This is a genomic window from Pseudomonas sp. GM74, assembly GCF_000282455.1.
GTDB lineage: Bacteria > Pseudomonadota > Gammaproteobacteria > Pseudomonadales > Pseudomonadaceae > Aquipseudomonas.
Genome location: NZ_AKJG01000042.1, coordinates 23,875 through 39,973, shown reverse-complemented (window position 1 = coordinate 39,973; position 16,099 = coordinate 23,875). Strand labels below are relative to the sequence as shown.

Sequence of the window (16,099 nt, the reverse complement as noted above, 5' to 3'; positions counted from 1 at the left end):
GAAACTGAGCCGGTCCTAAGGTAAGTGCAAAGTCACTTCCACACCGCCATCGACATTCCCGATGCTCATCGTACCGCCATGCAGCTTGACCACTTCCTCGACAAAATTGAGCCCAAGCCCGGTGCTTTTGCGCCCGCTGTCCGGTCTCGGCAACGAATAGAAACGCTCGCTCAACCGTGGCAACGCATAGTCGGGAATCGGCTCTGCCTGATTGAAAAGCTTGAACTCGACCTGCTCGCCTGCCCGTTCGGCGGTGAATCGCAGCCCCCCCTCAACAGGGGTGAAGTCCAGCGCATTGTCCAGCAGATTGCCCAGTGCCTGACGCAGCAAAAACGGCTCGCCGATCAGCGCCAGGTCCGATGGAATCGTTTGAGCTACGCGCAACTGTTTGCCTTCGATCCGCGCCGCTTGCGCGTTCAGCAGGCCATTCACCAACGCCGCCAATGGCACCGCCACCCGCTCCTCCAGCCCCTGGCGCTGCTCGACCTGAGCCAGATTCAGCAAGCGTTCGATCAACTGCTGCATGCGCGCACTTTCGCTGTCGATGTTGCCGACAAACCGCTGCCGTTGGGCCAGCGGCATCTCGCCTTGCAGCAACTCCGCCGCACCACGAATCGCCGCCAGCGGACTCTTCAGTTCATGGGTCAAGGTGTGCACGTAACGCTCGACGTAGGCCTTGCCTTCAAGCTGCGTGCGCATCTGCTCCACCGCCGTGGCCAACTGCTCCAGTTCACCGCCGCGATAATGCGGTACTTCAACCCGCCGGCCTTCACTGACGCCTTGGGCGTACACCGTCAACCTTCGCAGGGCGCGACTCAGCCACCAGGACAACAACGCGCCGAACAGCAGACCGAGCCCGATCAGCCCTGCGCCATAAGCCAGCAACCGGCGCTCCGTGCGATCCACATAAGGCTGCAACGAGCTGTTGGGCTTGGCCACGGTGACCACGCCGATGATCTGGCCATTGTCGCGAATCGGCGCGCCGACATGCATCACCGAAGACCCCGGATCGTTCGCATCATTGCGCGTGGAGCGAGCGCCGTATTCGCCGCGCAGGGTCAGGTAGACGTCATTCCAGCGCGAGTAATCCTGCCCCACCGCAGCCCCGCTGGAGTCCAGCACGACGATACCCTTGGCATCGGTGACGTAAATGCGATGGTTGACCTGATTCTTTGGCAAGCCCCAGATTTTCGCTCCGGGCTGCCGTTCACCATAGGCCTTGAGCAGTTCCGGCCAGCGGTTCTGATTCAGGCTGCCGGCCTTGAAGTCGTCGTGCAGGATCTCGGCCATCAGGTTGGCGGTATCGACCAGAGTTTCTTCGGTGGACTGACGAACGCCGGGCCGGATCTCTTGCATGACCGTGTTGAGCACAAAGTGGCCAGTCAGGCCGATGAACAATGCGTAGACCAGAAAAATCCGGATTCCCAGCGGCATCAGCTTTGCCCCGGGTTGTAGCTGTAGCCGAGGCCGCGGTGGGTCTGGATCGGCTCGGCGTCAGCCTTCACCAATCGCAGCTTGGCGCGCACGCTCTTGATGTGGCTGTCGATGCTGCGCTCGTAACCGGCGTCGGCGGCCACGCCCAGGGCATCGAGCAACTGTTCTCGACTGAAGACGCGCTCGGGCTGCTCGAGCAGGCATTGCAGCAGGCGAAATTCATGGCGGGTCAGGGTCAGCAGTTGACCGCGATAACTGATTTGCACACGTTCGCTATCGATGCGAAACAACGGCGTCGACGGTTCGTTCACCGTGCGGGGCGCCATGCGCTTGAGAATCGCCCGGACCCGCGCCGCCACCTCCCGAGGGCTGAACGGTTTGACCACGTAATCGTCGGCGCCGATTTCCAGTCCCACGACGCGATCGATTTCGCCATCCCGGGCGCTTAGGAACATCACCGGCACTTCGCTGAAGCGCCGCAGTTGCTTGCAGGTCTCGAAGCCGCTGATGTCCGGCAGGCCGATATCGAGAATGATCAGATCCGCCGGGGTCTGGCGCTGATGTTCCAGCGCCGCCGCGCCGAGGCTCAACCATGTGGTGGTGAAGCCCTCGCCTTGCAGGGCGAAAACCAGGGTGTCGGCAATGGCCGCTTCGTCTTCGACAATCAGGATATGAGGCATGGCGTCCGAGCCCGGCATGGATATGGGCGAACGGTGCCCCAAGCCTCACACCCCGTCAATCAGCAATCGGGCTTGTCCGCGGTAAACCGCCGCGCCGGGTTCACCGCCGCCCCGAACTCGCGCAATGCCTTGGCACCGATCAGCAACGGATAGTTAAAGCTGCTGCGGTCAGTCAGATTGACCTCGACCGTGCGCTTGACGTTGCCCAGGCACAGCTCCAGATCGACCACCGGACGCTTGGTCGGCGCAACGACTTCGCTGTCCTCCTCGTCCTCTTCGGTGCGGGTCTTGATCTTGCTGATGCGCGCGACCTTGTGTTCGTAGACCTGGTTGCCCGCATCCTTGGTGCCCAGGCGGAAACGCACCCAGTCTTCACCGTCACGCTTGAAGGTTTCGATGTCCTTGGCCGACAGCGACGCGGTCAGGGCGCCAGTATCCATTTTGGCCTTGAGGACCTGCCCGCCGATTTCCGGCAGGGCGATGTATTCATAACGCCCGTACAGGGTCGGCTCGGCGGCCATGACCGGCAGGGCGATGAGGGAGAGCACTGCAAGGAGGGATTTCACGTAATGGGTTTCCAGGAGAGTGAGCATTCGGATTTTAGACCGTCGTTCGCTTGATCGTTCCCACGAGGTTACCGACCCAAAAGTGAAACATTTGTCAGCACCGATTTGGCCTGTCGCCCGAAGCTGCTTATCATGGCGCGCCCAACCGCTTCCACGAGTGACTTATGCGCCGCCTGCTCACCGGCTGTTTCGTGACCCTGCTGCTTTTGCTCAACACCCTGGTCCTGATCGGGCCGTTGCTGGTGTTTGCCCTGCTCAAGCTGGTCCTGCCCGGCCGTTTTCGCGATTACGCCTCCTGGTCGGTGATGTGGATCGCCGAGACCTGGTCGGAGATCGACAAGCTGATCTTCCGTGTCTGCATCCCCACCCAATGGGAGATCCGTGGCGGTGACGATCTGCGTCGCGACACTTCATATCTGGTGATCAGCAACCATCAATCCTGGGTCGACATCCCGGCGCTGATCCAGACGCTGAACCGGCGCACGCCGTTCTTCAAGTTCTTCCTCAAGAAAGAACTGATCTGGGTGCCCTTCCTGGGCCTGGCGTGGTGGGCGCTGGATTACCCGTTCATGAAGCGCTACAGCAAAGCCTTCCTGGCCAAACACCCGGAGCTGGCGGGCAAGGATCTGGAGATCACCAAAAAGGCCTGCGAACTGTTCAAGCGCCAGCCGGTGACGGTGGTCAACTATCTGGAAGGTACACGCTTCACCGCAGCGAAAAGCGCTCAACAGCAGTCGCCATTCACTCACCTGCTCAAGCCCAAGGCTGGCGGTGTGGCATTCGTGCTGGCGGCAATGGGCGAACAGCTGGACGCCGTTCTCGATGTGACGGTGGTTTACCCGCAGCAGAGGATTCCGGGGTTCTGGGACCTGATCAGCGGCAATCTGCCAAGGGTCATCATCGACATCAAGACCCGCGAACTCGACCCGGCGCTGTGGCAGGGCGATTACGAAAACGACCCTGCGTTTCGCGAGAAGGTCCAGAACTGGGTCAACCAGCTCTGGATCGAGAAGGACCGGCGCATCGACGCATTGCGCGCCGGGCGCCGCTGAATCAGCTACCAGTGCCGGCACCCCAGATCCCGCCCAGGCTGCTCAGCAGCGAACCGCCGACACCCTGCTGACCGAGGTATTGCAAGAGCACCGGAGCAAACTGGCCGATCATGCCGGTGTCCATGCCCAAGGCGCTGAAAGCGTTGTTCAGGTCGTTGGTGTTCTTGACGTTACCCAAGGCATTGTCCAGTCCTGCAGCTTTGCCGCTGGAGCCGAGCAGACCGGCCAGTGCACCCAGCTCACCGCCGCCCGAGAGCATGTCGATGCCCGGCACGCTTTTGGCCAGTTCCGAGTAGTCGGTCGAACTCAACTGGTTCTTCGCCAGGCCCAGCATTGCCCCGGCGCCGCCGATGGCTTGCTCTGGGGTGATGTCCAATTCACTGAGGGTGCTCAGCAAATCGGCGGTCTGTGGTGTCGGAGCGGCGGTCGCGGCCGCGTCATCGCCCTTCATGCCGGCAATGGCATTGGCTGCATCGCTCAGGTTGAACTGTGCAAAAGCCGGGCTGGCAGCCAGGGTCAGGAGTGATGCCAGTGCAAAACCGCGTGAAATCTTCATTCAGACATCCTCGATGAACACCGCCCGGCAATGAGCGGCGAAAAACTGTGCATTGGACTGGCATCCCCGAGGATTGTTCCCAGCCCCCTGTAGGAGCGAGCTTGCTCGCGATGGACTCCAGGGCAACGCGTTGATTCAGGAAGTACGCGTTAGCGTTAGCGTCCATCGCGAGCAGGCTCGCTCCTACAGAAAAAATTCCCCCCGCACTGCATCCAGCCTGCCCCCACGCCCGTATATCAAGCACGGACAGACACTCCTGGCCGATTCTCATCACAAGGATCATCACCATGAAACGCACTTCGATCAAAACGCCATTGATTGCCAGCCTGCTGACCCTGGCCCTTGGTGGCGGACTCGTCCTGAACACCGTGCAAGCGGCGGACATGGGCCACGGCACCGTCACGGTCGGCGGCCAGACCATGCTGCCAAGCAAGGACATCATCGATAACGCAGCGAACTCCGCCGATCACACCACCCTGGTCGCCGCTGTAAAAGCCGCCGGCCTGGTTGACACCCTCAAGGGCAAAGGTCCGTTCACCGTGTTCGCCCCGGTCAATTCGGCCTTCACCGCCCTGCCCGCGGGCACCGTCGACACCCTGCTCAAACCGGCCAACAAGGCCACGCTGACCCACATCCTCACCTACCACGTAGTCGCCGGGAAACTCGACATGATGACCCTGTCCGAGAAAATCAGGGCAGGTGGCGGCAAGGCCGAACTGACCACGGTTGCCGGCGGCAAACTGTGGGCCATGATGAACGGTCCGCACAACATCACCATCAAGGATGAAAAGGGCGACGTCGCTGACATCACCACCTACGACGTGTACCAGTCCAATGGGGTCATTCAGGTCATCGACAAGGTGTTGATGCCGAAAAGCTGAGCCGTGCTGCCGCCCCCGCACATCGGGGGCGGCGGTCCGCCCGAGGTGTTCGCCGTGAATGGAACAACTGCACGCCGTGAACTAACCTCTGCCTGCAACCGGCCACCTGCCCCGCTTTCCGGGAGAACCGCCATTCCCATCGCCGACGCCGATCAGCTCAGGCAATTGCTGGCCCAGTGTTCACTGGGCGACCGCCGCGCCTTCGAGACGCTGTACCGCAGTGTCGGCCCGCGCCTGCACGGGGTAGCACTGCGCTTCATGGGCCGTCCGGATCTGGCCGAAGAGGTGCTGCAAGAGAGCTTCGTGCGCATCTGGAACAACGCATCGCGCTACGAAGCGCATCTGTCGGCGCCGTTGACCTGGATGATCAACATCACCCGTCATCAGGCCATCGACCAGTTGCGCAAACACCGCGATCGGCCATTGAGCGATCTCGAAGAACAGAGGCTCGTGGATGAAAGCCCATCGGCCCACGAACAACTGGACAGTGCTCGTGAAGCCAGCGCCTTGAACCGTTGCCTGGACAGCCTCGAAGGCATGCAGCGCCAGTCGATTACCGTCGCCTATTTCCAGGGACTGTCGTGCTCCGAACTGGCCGAACACCTGGCCGCGCCGCTGGGCTCGGTGAAGTCCTGGATCCGCCGCGGCATGGAACGTCTGCGCAGGTGCCTTGAATCATGAACTATCGAACCCCGATCCTGCGCCGCGCCCTCGCCGCCGACTATGCCATCGGCCTGATGCCTGCCACCGCGCGCCGGCGTTTCGAACAGTTGTTGCTGGAAGATGCGGTCTTGCGCGCAGAACTGGCACAGTGGCAGGAAAGCCTGGTCAGCCTGACCGACGCCCTGCCGGAGCAGCCGGTGCCGGATCGCGTCTGGCAAGGCATTACCGCGCGGATCGAACCACAAGTGCTGCACGTGCCAGAGAAGCGTCCGTTCTGGAGTTGGCTGCGAATGACGGCGGCGGTTTTCTCGCTGCTGATCGCAGTGACGCTTGGTGTGCTCTACCTCCCCGACGACGCGCACTACAGCGCCACGTTGGTCAACGCCGACGCGCAACCCGCGATGCGCGTACAGGCCTACGAGGATTACCTGCAAGTCGAGCCGCTAACGCTGGCGGCTGTCGAACCTGGACAAAGTCTGGAGTTGTGGGCGATTCCGGCGGACGGCAAGCCGATTTCCCTCGGTGTGATTCCGACTGGAGGCAAAGGCAAGGTCGCATTGAGCGAGACGCAGAAAGCGCTGATCGGCAAGCCGATCGCGCTGGCGGTCAGCCTTGAACCGAAGGGCGGCTCACCGACCGGGCAACCGACAGGACCGGTGCTGTACCAAGGGGCGTTGGCGGCACTCTAAAGCCTCACTCAAAACCAATGGCAGACACAAATCCTGTGGGAGCGGGCAAGCCCGCACATAGATTGCATGCGATTTGAAAGCAAAAAGAAGGGCGACCTCAGTCGCCTAATGCCGATCAGTTAAGCCACAACGCAATCTGTAGCAGCTGGCGTAGCCTGCGTCCGGCTGCGCAGCAGTCGTAAAATCCGAATTCGCGGTACCTCAGAGAGATCGTGCAAACCGGATTTACGACTGCTGCGCAGCCGGACGCAGCCTTCGGCAGCTGCTACAAGGAAGGCGTAGCTTCTGGGTTTTTAGCTACCGCCCTTACGCCGCGCTGAACATCTTGTGCGGATCGATCACAAACTTCTTCGGCACACCCGCATCAAACTCACCATAACCCTGCGGCGCCTGATCCAGGCTGATCACCTGAACACCCACTACTTCGGCGATGTTGATGCGGTCCCACATGATTGCCTGCATCAGCTGACGGTTGTACTTCATCACCGGGGTCTGGCCGGTGTGGAAGCTGTGGGATTTAGCCCAGCCCAGGCCGAAGCGGATGCTCAGGCTGCCCATTTTCGCGGCAGCGTCGACAGCGCCCGGGTCTTCGGTCACGTAGAGGCCAGGGATGCCGATCTTGCCTGCCACACGCACCACGCCCATCAGCGAGTTGAGCACGGTGGCCGGGGCTTCGTGTTTCACGCCGTCATGGCCGTGGCCGCGGGCTTCGAAGCCTACGGCGTCGATGGCGCAGTCAACTTCCGGCTCGCCCAGCAGTGCGGCGATCTGTTCATGCAGCGGCGTGTCCAGGGACAGGTCGGCGATCTCGAAGCCCTGGGCCTTGGCGTGGGCCAGGCGGATGGTGTTGACGTCACCGACGATCACCACCGCAGCGCCCAATAGGCGAGCGGAAGCGGCAGCGGCCAGGCCGACCGGACCGGCGCCAGCGATATACACGGTGCTGCCCGGGCCAACGCCAGCAGTCACGGCGCCATGGTAGCCGGTCGGCAGGATGTCGGAGAGGCAGGTCAGGTCGCGGATTTTTTCCATGGCCCGGTCGCGATCCGGCAGTTTCAGCAGGTTGAAGTCGGCATACGGCACCATGGCGTATTCGGCCTGGCCACCGGTCCAGTCGCCCATGTCGACGTAACCATAAGCACCGCCCGGACGCGCCGGGTTGACGCTCAGGCACACGCCTGTGTGCATTTCTTTGCAGGAACGGCAGCGCCCGCAAGCCACGTTGAACGGTACCGAGACCAGGTCGCCGATTTGCAGGTTCTCGACGTCACTGCCCTTCTCGATCACTTCACCGGTGATCTCGTGGCCCAGTACCAGACCGGTCTGAGCGGTGGTACGACCGCGCACCATGTGCTGGTCGGAACCACAGATGTTGGTGGAAACCACACGCAGGATGACGGCGTGGTTTATCTTCCTGCCACGCGGGTCCTGCATTTTCGGATAGTCAATCTTTTGTACTTCGACCTTGCCAGCGCCGAGATACACCACACCACGATTGCCAGACATGCTTTCACCTCGCTGTTGTTTTTATGAAACCGCGTTGCCCAGGCAGGCAGCGCGTTAAGTACTCGGGTATAGATGCTGTTTCTTGTGTTGCTTGTGAGGGCCCCATCGCGGGCAAGCCCGCTCCCACAGTGGATCGGGGGTGGACACAAGATCTGTGAACAACACAAAACCCTGTGGGAGCTGGCTTGCCAGCGATAGCTATCTAAAGAACGACCGTGCGATTGGCGTTCAAAAACACTCTTCTTTCGATGTGATATCCAACGGCACGCGCCAGCGTCAGCCCTTCGATATCCCGCCCCTTGGCGATCAAATCCTCGGGGTAATGGCTGTGGTCCACTGCCTCCACACCTTGGGCAATGATCGGGCCTTCATCCAGGTCGTTGTTGATGTAATGCGCCGTGGCGCCCACCAGTTTCACGCCCTTGTTGTAGGCCTGGTGATAAGGCTTGGCGCCCTTGAACCCGGGCAACAGGGAGTGGTGAATGTTGATCGCCTTGCCATCGAGCTTGCGGCACAGCTCCGGCGACAGCACCTGCATGTAGCGCGCAAGGATCACCAGTTCCGCACCGGACTCTTCGATGACCTGCCATACCTGGCGCTCCTGGGACGGCTTGTCGTTCGGGTCCAGCGGGAAGTGGTAGTACGGAATCTGGTGCCAGTCGGCCAGTGGCTTGAGGTCCGGGTGGTTGGAGACCACGGCGGCGACGTCCATCGACAACTGGCCGATGCGCTGGCGATAGAGCAAGTCGTTGAGGCAGTGATCGGCCTTGGAAACCATGATCACCACTTTCGGCCGGTAGTTCGGCGCGGTCAGTTCGAAGATCATGCCGAAGGCCTCACCGCGCTCGGCCAGGCCCGCGCGGAACGACTGCTCGTCGAAGCCATCGGGCTGGCGGAATTCCACACGAATGAAGAAACGGCCCGAGAGCCGATCATCAAAGGAGTGGTGTTCGGTGACGTAGCAGCCCTGCTCGAACAGAAAGCGGGTCACCGCGTCTACCGTGCCGAGCACGCTGGGGCAGTCGGCGGTCAGAATCCATGTGTCTGGGGCGCGGCTCATAATGCGTGACTCCTGTTCGAAAGTAGCAGCAACGCCGCTTTGTGTAGCAGCTGCCGAAGGCTGCGTTCGGCGGCGAAGCCGTCGTAAAACCTGAATCCCGGATCAGTCTGAAAGAACGCTGTCGCAGGTTTGACGACGACTTCGTCGCCGAACGCAGCCTTCGGCAGCTGCTACAGGGATTCAGGCCTGAACGCTCAGCCCATACTCGGCAGAAGCATCCTGCAACCACAGCCACCAGTAATCCGAGAAGCTGCGACGAATCAGCAGTTCCCAGGTGTCTTCAGCGGTGTGACGGATCATCAATTGCGATTTGGCGAACACCGTGCCGACGGCTTTGCCCACCGGGAAGTTGTTCGGGTGCACGTCGTAGCTGGTGGACTTCATCAGCACCTGGCGCACGTTCGGGCCGCTCAGTTCGAGGAGTTGCTGGCCGCCGCTGACGTTGACGATTGCAATGTGCAAATCGCCCAGCGCTTTGCGCAGTTTTTGCTCGGCGGCAAGCTCTTCACCGGTTGGCACGATCAGCAGCCACTCATCCGGCCCCATCCATTGCAAACTGGTCTCGCCTTTGACGATGACGCTCAGCGCGCCTGGCAATTCAATGCCCAGGGCCTTGTGCACGCCTGCGGCAAACGCGGCATCGTGGCCATCGCCACGAATGGTCAGGTGGCCGAGGAGTTTTTTCTCGTGCACGGTTACACCGGCGTTCTTGCGGCCCTTGCCCACCAGGCTGGCGAGGTCGGCGTGATGCAGCGACGACTCGGCCTTGGCCCCGGAGGTTGGGCGTTGTTGGTAAACATTGGCTGCGGTCATAAAGCACCTGTTCTGAATTCTGTTGTGCGGTTGGTCTCAACCTTTGTGGTGACTGGACTGCCGCCTTCGCGGGCAAGCCCGCTCCCACATGGATTGATGCCTGACTCAAATTCCCTTGGCGACTTCGGTCCTGTGGGAGCGGGCTTGCCCGCGAATAGGCCGACTCGGTGTCATTGCCCCCCCCCCACCGGACTTGAAGCCATCAAACGTTCTGGCGTTCGCCTTTCGGATCGAAGAACACCGAAGAAACGATTTCCGCCTCGATCACGCTGCCGTCGGCCAGGGGTGCGAACACTCGCTCGCCCATCCGCTGCAACCCGCCCTTGACCACGCCCATGGCGAACGAATAGCCCAGGGAGTTGTGCAGGTAACTGGAAGTCACGTGACCCACCATGGTCATCGGGATGGCTTGCTTGGTGTTGAACACCAGTTGCGCGCCTTCCGGCAGCCATTTGGTCGGATCGATCGGTTTCAGGCCAACCAGTTGCTTGCGCTGATCACGCACGCAGTCTTCACGGTTCATGCCACGCCAGCCGATCCACGAGAACGGTTTGGTGCGACCGACACACCAGCCCATATTCAGGTCGTCCGGGGTCATCGAGCTGTCAGTGTCCTGACCGACGATGATGAAGCCCTTCTCGGCCCGCAGCACGTGCATGGTTTCAGTGCCGTACGGGGTCAGGTTGTACTTCTTGCCGGCATCGACGATTTTTTCCAGCACGCCCATGGCGTAGTCGGCTTGCACGTTGACTTCGTACGACAGCTCACCGGTAAACGAAATCCGGAACACCCGCGCCGGCACACCACCGACCAGACCTTCTTTCCAGGTCATGAACGGGAAGGCTTCGCTGCTCAGGTCGATGTCGGTGACTTCAGCGAGCAGCTTGCGGCTGTTCGGCCCGGACAGGGTCATGGTCGCCCAATGGTCGGTGACGGAGGTGAAGAACACCTTCATGTCCGGCCATTCGGTCTGGTGGTACAGCTCCAGCCACTGCAGTACGCGAGCCGCGCCGCCGGTGGTGGTGGTCATGACGAAATGGTTGTCGGCCAGGCAAGCCGTCACGCCGTCGTCGAAGACCATGCCGTCTTCTTTGCACATCAGGCCGTAACGCGCTTTGCCCACATCGAGCTTGGTCCACGCATTGGTGTAGACGCGGTTGAGGAACTCGCGCGCATCCGGGCCCTGAATGTCGATCTTGCCCAGGGTCGAAGCATCGAGCAGGCCGACGCTGTCGCGCACGGCTTTGCATTCGCGTTTCACCGCGGCATGCAGGTCTTCACCGGATTTCGGGAAGTACCAAGGACGTTTCCACTGGCCGACGTCTTCGAACTCGGCGCCGTTTTTCAGGTGCCATTGATGCAGCGCGGTGTAACGCACCGGCTCGAAGATGTGCCCACAGTGACGACCGGCCACGGCGCCGAAAGTCACCGGCGTGTAGTTCGGACGGAACATGGTGGTGCCCATCTGCGGGATGGTCACGTTCAGCGAGCGGGCAGCGATGGCCAGGCCGTTGACGTTGCCGAGCTTGCCCTGATCGGTGCCGAAGCCCAGGGCGGTGTAGCGCTTGACGTGCTCGACCGACTCGAAGCCCTCGCGGGTCGCCAGTTCGATGGCGGCGGCGGTGACGTCGTTTTGCAGGTCGACGAATTGCTTCGGCGCCCGTGCGGTGTTCTTTTCATGGGGCACCTGGAACAGCGCCAGGGTCGGCTCTTCCAGACGGCTCAGGGCTTTTGGCAGCACACCTTCGACCGACTGGAAGCCGGCTTCGGCAGCAGCGCGAACGCCACCTTCAAAACCATCGGCCAGGGAATCGCCAAGACCATAGACACCGTTGATGCCACCGACGCACACGCGTTTCTGCGGTGCTTCGCCCGGTACGAAACCGAGGATGTCTTCGCGCCAGATCGGCTTGCCACCCAGGTGCGAAGCCAGGTGAACCACCGGGCTGTAACCACCGGAGCTGGCCACCACGTCGCATTCAAGCCATTCGCCTGGGCTGGTCACGGTGTGGGCTTTGACATCGATGGCGGCCACACGGGCAGCGGTCACGCGCTTGCTGCCACGGGCCTCGATCACGGCGCTGCCGGTGAGAATGCGGATGCCTTTGGCACGCGCCTCTTCCACCAGCGCACCACGCGGATTGCTGCGGGCGTCGGCGATGGCCACCACTTGCAGGCTGGCATCGAGCCAATCCAGGGCAACGCGGTAGGCGTGGTCGTTGTTGGTCGACAGCACCAGCTTCTTGCCCGGTGCCACGCCGTAACGACGCACATAAGTCGAGATGGCGCCGGCGAGCATGTTGCCCGGCACGTCGTTGTTGCCGTAGACCAGTGGGCGCTCGTGAGCGCCGGTCGCCAGTACCACGCGATTGGCGCGAACCCGGTGGATGCGCTGACGCACCTGGCCGATCGGTGCACGGTCACCGAGGTGATCGGTCAGGCGCTCGTGAATGGTCAGGAAGTTATGGTCGTGGTAGCCGTTGACGGTGGCGCGCGGCAACAGCAGCACGTCCGGGGTGTTCTTCAGCTCGTCGATGACGCTGGCCACCCACTCCATCGCAGGCTTGCCGTCGAGGCTTTCGCGGGAGTCGAGCAGGCTGCCGCCGAACTCTTCCTGTTCGTCGGCCAGGATCACACGGGCACCGCTGCGCGCAGCGGCCAGTGCAGCGGCCAGACCCGCAGGACCGGCGCCGACGATCAGCACGTCGCAGTGCTGGTTCATGTAGTCGTAGGTGTCCGGATCGTTCTCGGTCGGCGAGCGGCCAAGGCCGGCAGCCTTGCGGATGTACTTCTCGTAGGTCATCCAGAACGATTGCGGGTACATGAAGGTTTTGTAGTAGAAGCCCGGCGGCATCAGCTTGCCGCCGACCTTGCCGAGAATCCCCATCATGTCGTTGTTCACGCTCGGCCAGCCGTTGGTGCTGGTGGCGACCAGGCCTTGATACAGCGCCTGTTGCGTGGCACGCACGTTCGGGATCTGCGTGGCTTCGGTGGCGCCGATCTGCAGCACCGCGTTCGGCTCTTCGGCACCGGCGGCGAAGATGCCGCGTGGACGGGAATACTTGAAGCTGCGACCGATGATGTCGACGCCGTTGGCCAGCAGTGCAGCGGCCAGGGAATCGCCTTCGAAGCCTTTGTAGTTCTGGCCGTTGAAGGTGAAGGTCAAGACTTTGTTGCGGTCGATCCGTCCGCCGTTGGACAGGCGATTGATCTGGCTCATACCTTCTCTCCCAGAGCCGTGCTGGCCGCTTTCGGGCTATCGGTCTTGTCGGTGAATTGTGGCTTGGTGCCGATCTTGTAGCTTTCGAGAATCTCGTAGGTCACGGTGTCGCGGGTGACGTTGAAGTACTGACGGCAACCGGCAACGTGATCCCACAGCTCGTGGTGCAGACCGCGCGGGTTATCGCGGAAGAACATGTAGTCGCCCCACTCCTCGTCGGTGCAGGTGTTCGGATCCAGTGGACGCGGGATGTGCGCCTGGCCGGATGCATGGAATTCCTCTTCGGAGCGCAGTTCGCCGCAGTGAGGACAGAAGATATGCAACATGGGGATTTCTCCTGTTAGTGGGCAACCGCAGCAGCGCCGTGTTCATCGATCAACGCACCGTTGTGGAAACGGTCGATGGAGAAAGGTGCGGCCAATGGGTGCATTTCACCCTTGGCCAGGCTCGCGGCAAACACGTTGCCCGAGCCAGGTGTGGCCTTGAAGCCGCCGGTGCCCCAACCGCAGTTGAAGAACATGTTCGGTACCGGGGTTTTCGAAATGATCGGGCAGGCATCCGGCGTGGTGTCGACGATGCCGCCCCACTGACGGTTCATGCGTACCCGCGACAGCACCGGGAACATCTCGACGATGGCCTGGATGGTGTGCTCGATCACCGGGTACGAACCACGCTGGCCGTAGCCGTTGTAGCCGTCGATACCGGCGCCGATCACCAGGTCGCCCTTGTCGGACTGGCTGATGTAGCCGTGCACGGCGTTGGACATGATCACGCTGTCGATAATCGGCTTGATCGGCTCGGAAACCAGCGCTTGCAGCGGGTGGGATTCGATCGGCAGGCGGAAACCGGCGAGCTTGGCCATGTGCCCGGAGTTACCGGCAGTCACTACGCCGACGCGCTTGGCGCCGATGAAGCCCTTGTTGGTTTCAACGCCGATGCACACGCCGTTTTCCTTGCGGAAACCGATCACTTCGGTCTGCTGGATCAGGTCCACGCCGAGGGCATCGGCGGCCCGGGCAAAGCCCCAGGCCACGGCATCGTGACGGGCCACGCCGCCGCGACGCTGGACGGTGGCGCCCATCACCGGGTAGCGAGTGTTCTTGGAGCAGTCGAGGTACGGAATCTCGTCGGCAACCTGCTTGGCATCGAGCAGTTCACCGTCCACGCCGTTGAGGCGGTTGGCGCTGACCCGACGCTCGGAATCACGGATGTCCTGCAGGGTGTGACACAGGTTGTAGACGCCGCGCTGGGAGAACATCACGTTGTAGTTGAGGTCCTGGGACAGGCCTTCCCACAGTTTCATCGCGTGTTCGTACAGGTGCGCCGACTCGTCCCACAGGTAGTTGGAGCGAACGATGGTGGTGTTGCGCGCGGTGTTACCGCCGCCCAGCCAGCCTTTCTCGACCACGGCCACGTTGGTGATGCCGTGTTCCTTGGCCAGGTAGTAAGCCGTGGCGAGGCCATGCCCGCCACCACCGACGATGACCACGTCGTAGACCTTTTTAGGGGTCGGCGTGCGCCACATTTTCTGCCAGTTTTCATGATGGCTGAGAGAGTGTTTGAAGAGGCCGAAGCCCGAGTAGCGTTGCATAGTCATTTACTCCAAAACCGCACTCAGCGATAAACCGGGAAGTCCGCGCACAGGGCTGCCACTTGCTCGGCGACATTGGCCTCGACATCGGCGTCGCCGAGGTTGTCGAGGATGTCGCAGATCCAGCCGGCCAGCGTGACGCACTGGGTCACCTTGAAGCCGCGAGTGGTGACCGCCGGGGTGCCGATGCGCAGGCCGGAGGTCACGAACGGCGACTGTGGATCGTTCGGGACAGCGTTCTTGTTCACAGTGATGTGGGCGCGACCGAGGGCGGCATCCGCGTCCTTGCCGGTCAGGCCCTGACGGATCAGGCTGACCAGGAACAGGTGGTTGTCGGTACCGCCGGACACTACATCGTAGCCGCGTTTGATAAACACGCCGGCCATGGCCTGGGCGTTGTCGATCACTTGCTGCTGATAAGCCTTGAAGCCTGGCTCCAGCGCTTCCTTGAAGCACACCGCCTTACCGGCGATCACGTGCATCAGCGGGCCGCCCTGGGCACCCGGGAAAACCGCCGCGTTGAGCTTCTTCTCGATTTCTTCGTTGGACTTGGCCAGGATCAGGCCGCCACGGGGACCGCGCAGGGTCTTGTGGGTGGTGGTGGTGACCACATCGGCATATGGCAGCGGGTTCGGGTACAGTCCGGCAGCGACCAGACCGGCAACGTGGGCCATGTCGACGAACAGCAGCGCACCGACCTTATCGGCAATCTGACGGAAGCGCGGGAAGTCCAGGGTCTTGGAGTAAGCCGAGAAGCCGGCCACGATCATCTTTGGCTTGCACTCTACGGCCAGGCGCTCGACTTCGTCGTAATCGATCAGGCCGGTCTTGGTGTCGATGCCGTACTGCACGGCGTTGTAGAGTTTGCCCGAGGACGACACTTTGGCGCCGTGGGTCAGGTGGCCGCCGTGGGCCAGGCTCATGCCGAGGATGGTGTCGCCGGCTTGCAGCAGGGCCAGGTAAACGGCGCTGTTGGCCGAGGAACCGGAGTGCGGCTGCACGTTGGCGTAGTCGGCGCCGAACAGTTGCTTGGCGCGCTCGATGGCCAGGGCTTCAACCTTGTCGACGTGTTCGCAACCGCCGTAGTAGCGCTTGCCCGGATAACCTTCGGCGTATTTGTTGGTCAGGCCGCTGCCTTGCGCTTCCATCACGCGCTTGCTGGTGTAGTTCTCCGACGCGATCAGCTCGATGTGATCTTCCTGACGTTGCTCCTCGGCATTCATAGCCGCCAGCAGTGCATCGTCGTAACCCTGGATCTGGTCTTGCTTGCTGAACATCGCGTCTCTCCCAGCGGCGGCGGTGCGCCATTCGTCTCGGTGAGGCACTGGCTTTTCGGCAGTGCCCTTTGATAGCGATGGTATGACCGGCTTGGAGTCGTCAAATGCCTA

15 protein-coding genes are annotated in these 16,099 nt (G+C 61.7%); 4 read left to right on the top strand and 11 right to left on the bottom strand.

The window, feature by feature from the left end:
* Positions 1-15: 15 nt before the first annotated feature.
* From creC to rloA2, 3 genes are read right to left on the bottom strand one after another with little or no spacing between them, the layout of a single operon-like run.
* Positions 16-1,434 (bottom strand): two-component system sensor histidine kinase CreC, encoded by a 1,419-nt coding sequence (creC, locus tag PMI34_RS19705; protein ID WP_008048215.1) that lies wholly within the window; start codon positions 1,432-1,434, stop codon positions 16-18.
* Positions 1,434-2,114 carry a two-component system response regulator CreB gene (gene creB, locus PMI34_RS19710; RefSeq protein ID WP_032829502.1) on the bottom strand — a complete coding sequence of 227 codons (681 nt, stop codon included), beginning with the start codon at positions 2,112-2,114 and terminating at the stop codon, positions 1,434-1,436. Before creB ends, creC begins: the two co-directional genes overlap by 1 nt.
* Before the next feature lie 59 nt (positions 2,115-2,173).
* Positions 2,174-2,680, bottom strand: a complete 507-nt coding sequence (rloA2, locus tag PMI34_RS19715) for a retropepsin-like aspartic peptidase RloA2 (RefSeq protein WP_032829501.1) — start codon at positions 2,678-2,680, stop codon at positions 2,174-2,176.
* Positions 2,681-2,844: 164 nt separating this feature from the next.
* On the opposite strand from rloA2, the gene PMI34_RS19720 reads away from it, so the two are divergent.
* Positions 2,845-3,732 (top strand): acyltransferase, encoded by an 888-nt coding sequence (locus PMI34_RS19720; protein ID WP_008048210.1) that lies wholly within the window; start codon positions 2,845-2,847, stop codon positions 3,730-3,732.
* Position 3,733: 1 nt separating this feature from the next.
* Here the strand turns inward: PMI34_RS19720 and PMI34_RS19725 are convergent, their stop codons facing one another.
* The gene (locus tag PMI34_RS19725; RefSeq protein WP_008048208.1) at positions 3,734-4,288 is read right to left on the bottom strand and encodes a DUF2780 domain-containing protein; all 555 of its coding nucleotides are present in this window, start codon (positions 4,286-4,288) and stop codon (positions 3,734-3,736) included.
* A gap of 287 nt (positions 4,289-4,575) precedes the next feature.
* Here PMI34_RS19725 and PMI34_RS19730 point away from each other — a divergent pair, with 287 nt between their 5' ends.
* Genes PMI34_RS19730 through PMI34_RS19740 form a run of 3 tightly spaced genes read left to right on the top strand, consistent with a single transcriptional unit; the run spans position 4,576 to position 6,521 of the window.
* Positions 4,576-5,169, top strand: a complete 594-nt coding sequence (locus tag PMI34_RS19730) for a fasciclin domain-containing protein (protein WP_008048206.1) — start codon at positions 4,576-4,578, stop codon at positions 5,167-5,169.
* A gap of 54 nt (positions 5,170-5,223) precedes the next feature.
* Positions 5,224-5,850 (top strand): RNA polymerase sigma factor, encoded by a 627-nt coding sequence (locus PMI34_RS19735; protein ID WP_032829498.1) that lies wholly within the window; start codon positions 5,224-5,226, stop codon positions 5,848-5,850.
* On the top strand, positions 5,847-6,521 hold the full coding sequence (locus PMI34_RS19740; RefSeq protein ID WP_008048201.1) for an anti-sigma factor: 675 nt from the start codon (positions 5,847-5,849) through the stop codon (positions 6,519-6,521). The genes PMI34_RS19735 and PMI34_RS19740 overlap by 4 nt, the downstream gene beginning before the upstream one ends.
* A gap of 306 nt (positions 6,522-6,827) precedes the next feature.
* On the opposite strand, the gene fdhA is transcribed toward PMI34_RS19740, so the two are convergent.
* From fdhA to glyA, 7 genes are all read right to left on the bottom strand, one after another.
* The gene (gene fdhA / locus PMI34_RS19745; RefSeq protein ID WP_008048199.1) at positions 6,828-8,027 is read right to left on the bottom strand and encodes a formaldehyde dehydrogenase, glutathione-independent; all 1,200 of its coding nucleotides are present in this window, start codon (positions 8,025-8,027) and stop codon (positions 6,828-6,830) included.
* Between the two features lie 202 nt (positions 8,028-8,229).
* On the bottom strand, positions 8,230-9,087 hold the full coding sequence (gene purU, locus PMI34_RS19750; protein ID WP_007981374.1) for a formyltetrahydrofolate deformylase: 858 nt from the start codon (positions 9,085-9,087) through the stop codon (positions 8,230-8,232).
* Between the two features lie 180 nt (positions 9,088-9,267).
* Positions 9,268-9,900 carry a sarcosine oxidase subunit gamma gene (locus PMI34_RS19755; protein WP_008048197.1) on the bottom strand — a complete coding sequence of 211 codons (633 nt, stop codon included), beginning with the start codon at positions 9,898-9,900 and terminating at the stop codon, positions 9,268-9,270.
* A gap of 202 nt (positions 9,901-10,102) precedes the next feature.
* A complete protein-coding gene (locus PMI34_RS19760; RefSeq protein ID WP_008048196.1) occupies positions 10,103-13,120 on the bottom strand; it encodes a sarcosine oxidase subunit alpha in 3,018 nt (1,005 codons plus the stop codon).
* A complete protein-coding gene (locus PMI34_RS19765; RefSeq protein ID WP_008048193.1) occupies positions 13,117-13,446 on the bottom strand; it encodes a sarcosine oxidase subunit delta in 330 nt (109 codons plus the stop codon). The genes PMI34_RS19760 and PMI34_RS19765 overlap by 4 nt, the downstream gene beginning before the upstream one ends.
* Positions 13,447-13,460: 14 nt before the next feature.
* A complete protein-coding gene (locus PMI34_RS19770) occupies positions 13,461-14,711 on the bottom strand; it encodes a sarcosine oxidase subunit beta (RefSeq protein ID WP_007947735.1) in 1,251 nt (416 codons plus the stop codon).
* A 23-nt stretch (positions 14,712-14,734) separates the two neighbouring features.
* Positions 14,735-15,988, bottom strand: a complete 1,254-nt coding sequence (gene glyA, locus PMI34_RS19775) for a serine hydroxymethyltransferase (protein ID WP_008048190.1) — start codon at positions 15,986-15,988, stop codon at positions 14,735-14,737.
* Positions 15,989-16,099 lie beyond the last annotated feature (111 nt).

What these genes read in the sequence shown, in the direction of transcription:
- creC (WP_008048215.1), bottom strand. Translation starts at nt 1,434, where the DNA reads ATGCCGCTGGGAATCCGGATTTTTCTGGTCTACGCATTGTTCATCGGC.
- creB (WP_032829502.1), bottom strand. Translation starts at nt 2,114, where the DNA reads ATGCCTCATATCCTGATTGTCGAAGACGAAGCGGCCATTGCCGACACC.
- PMI34_RS19720 (WP_008048210.1), top strand. Translation starts at nt 2,845, where the DNA reads ATGCGCCGCCTGCTCACCGGCTGTTTCGTGACCCTGCTGCTTTTGCTC.
- PMI34_RS19725 (WP_008048208.1), bottom strand. Translation starts at nt 4,288, where the DNA reads ATGAAGATTTCACGCGGTTTTGCACTGGCATCACTCCTGACCCTGGCT.
- PMI34_RS19730 (WP_008048206.1), top strand. Translation starts at nt 4,576, where the DNA reads ATGAAACGCACTTCGATCAAAACGCCATTGATTGCCAGCCTGCTGACC.
- PMI34_RS19740 (WP_008048201.1), top strand. Translation starts at nt 5,847, where the DNA reads ATGAACTATCGAACCCCGATCCTGCGCCGCGCCCTCGCCGCCGACTAT.
- fdhA (WP_008048199.1), bottom strand. Translation starts at nt 8,027, where the DNA reads ATGTCTGGCAATCGTGGTGTGGTGTATCTCGGCGCTGGCAAGGTCGAA.
- purU (WP_007981374.1), bottom strand. Translation starts at nt 9,087, where the DNA reads ATGAGCCGCGCCCCAGACACATGGATTCTGACCGCCGACTGCCCCAGC.
- PMI34_RS19755 (WP_008048197.1), bottom strand. Translation starts at nt 9,900, where the DNA reads ATGACCGCAGCCAATGTTTACCAACAACGCCCAACCTCCGGGGCCAAG.
- PMI34_RS19760 (WP_008048196.1), bottom strand. Translation starts at nt 13,120, where the DNA reads ATGAGCCAGATCAATCGCCTGTCCAACGGCGGACGGATCGACCGCAAC.
- PMI34_RS19765 (WP_008048193.1), bottom strand. Translation starts at nt 13,446, where the DNA reads ATGTTGCATATCTTCTGTCCTCACTGCGGCGAACTGCGCTCCGAAGAG.
- PMI34_RS19770 (WP_007947735.1), bottom strand. Translation starts at nt 14,711, where the DNA reads ATGCAACGCTACTCGGGCTTCGGCCTCTTCAAACACTCTCTCAGCCAT.
- glyA (WP_008048190.1), bottom strand. Translation starts at nt 15,988, where the DNA reads ATGTTCAGCAAGCAAGACCAGATCCAGGGTTACGACGATGCACTGCTG.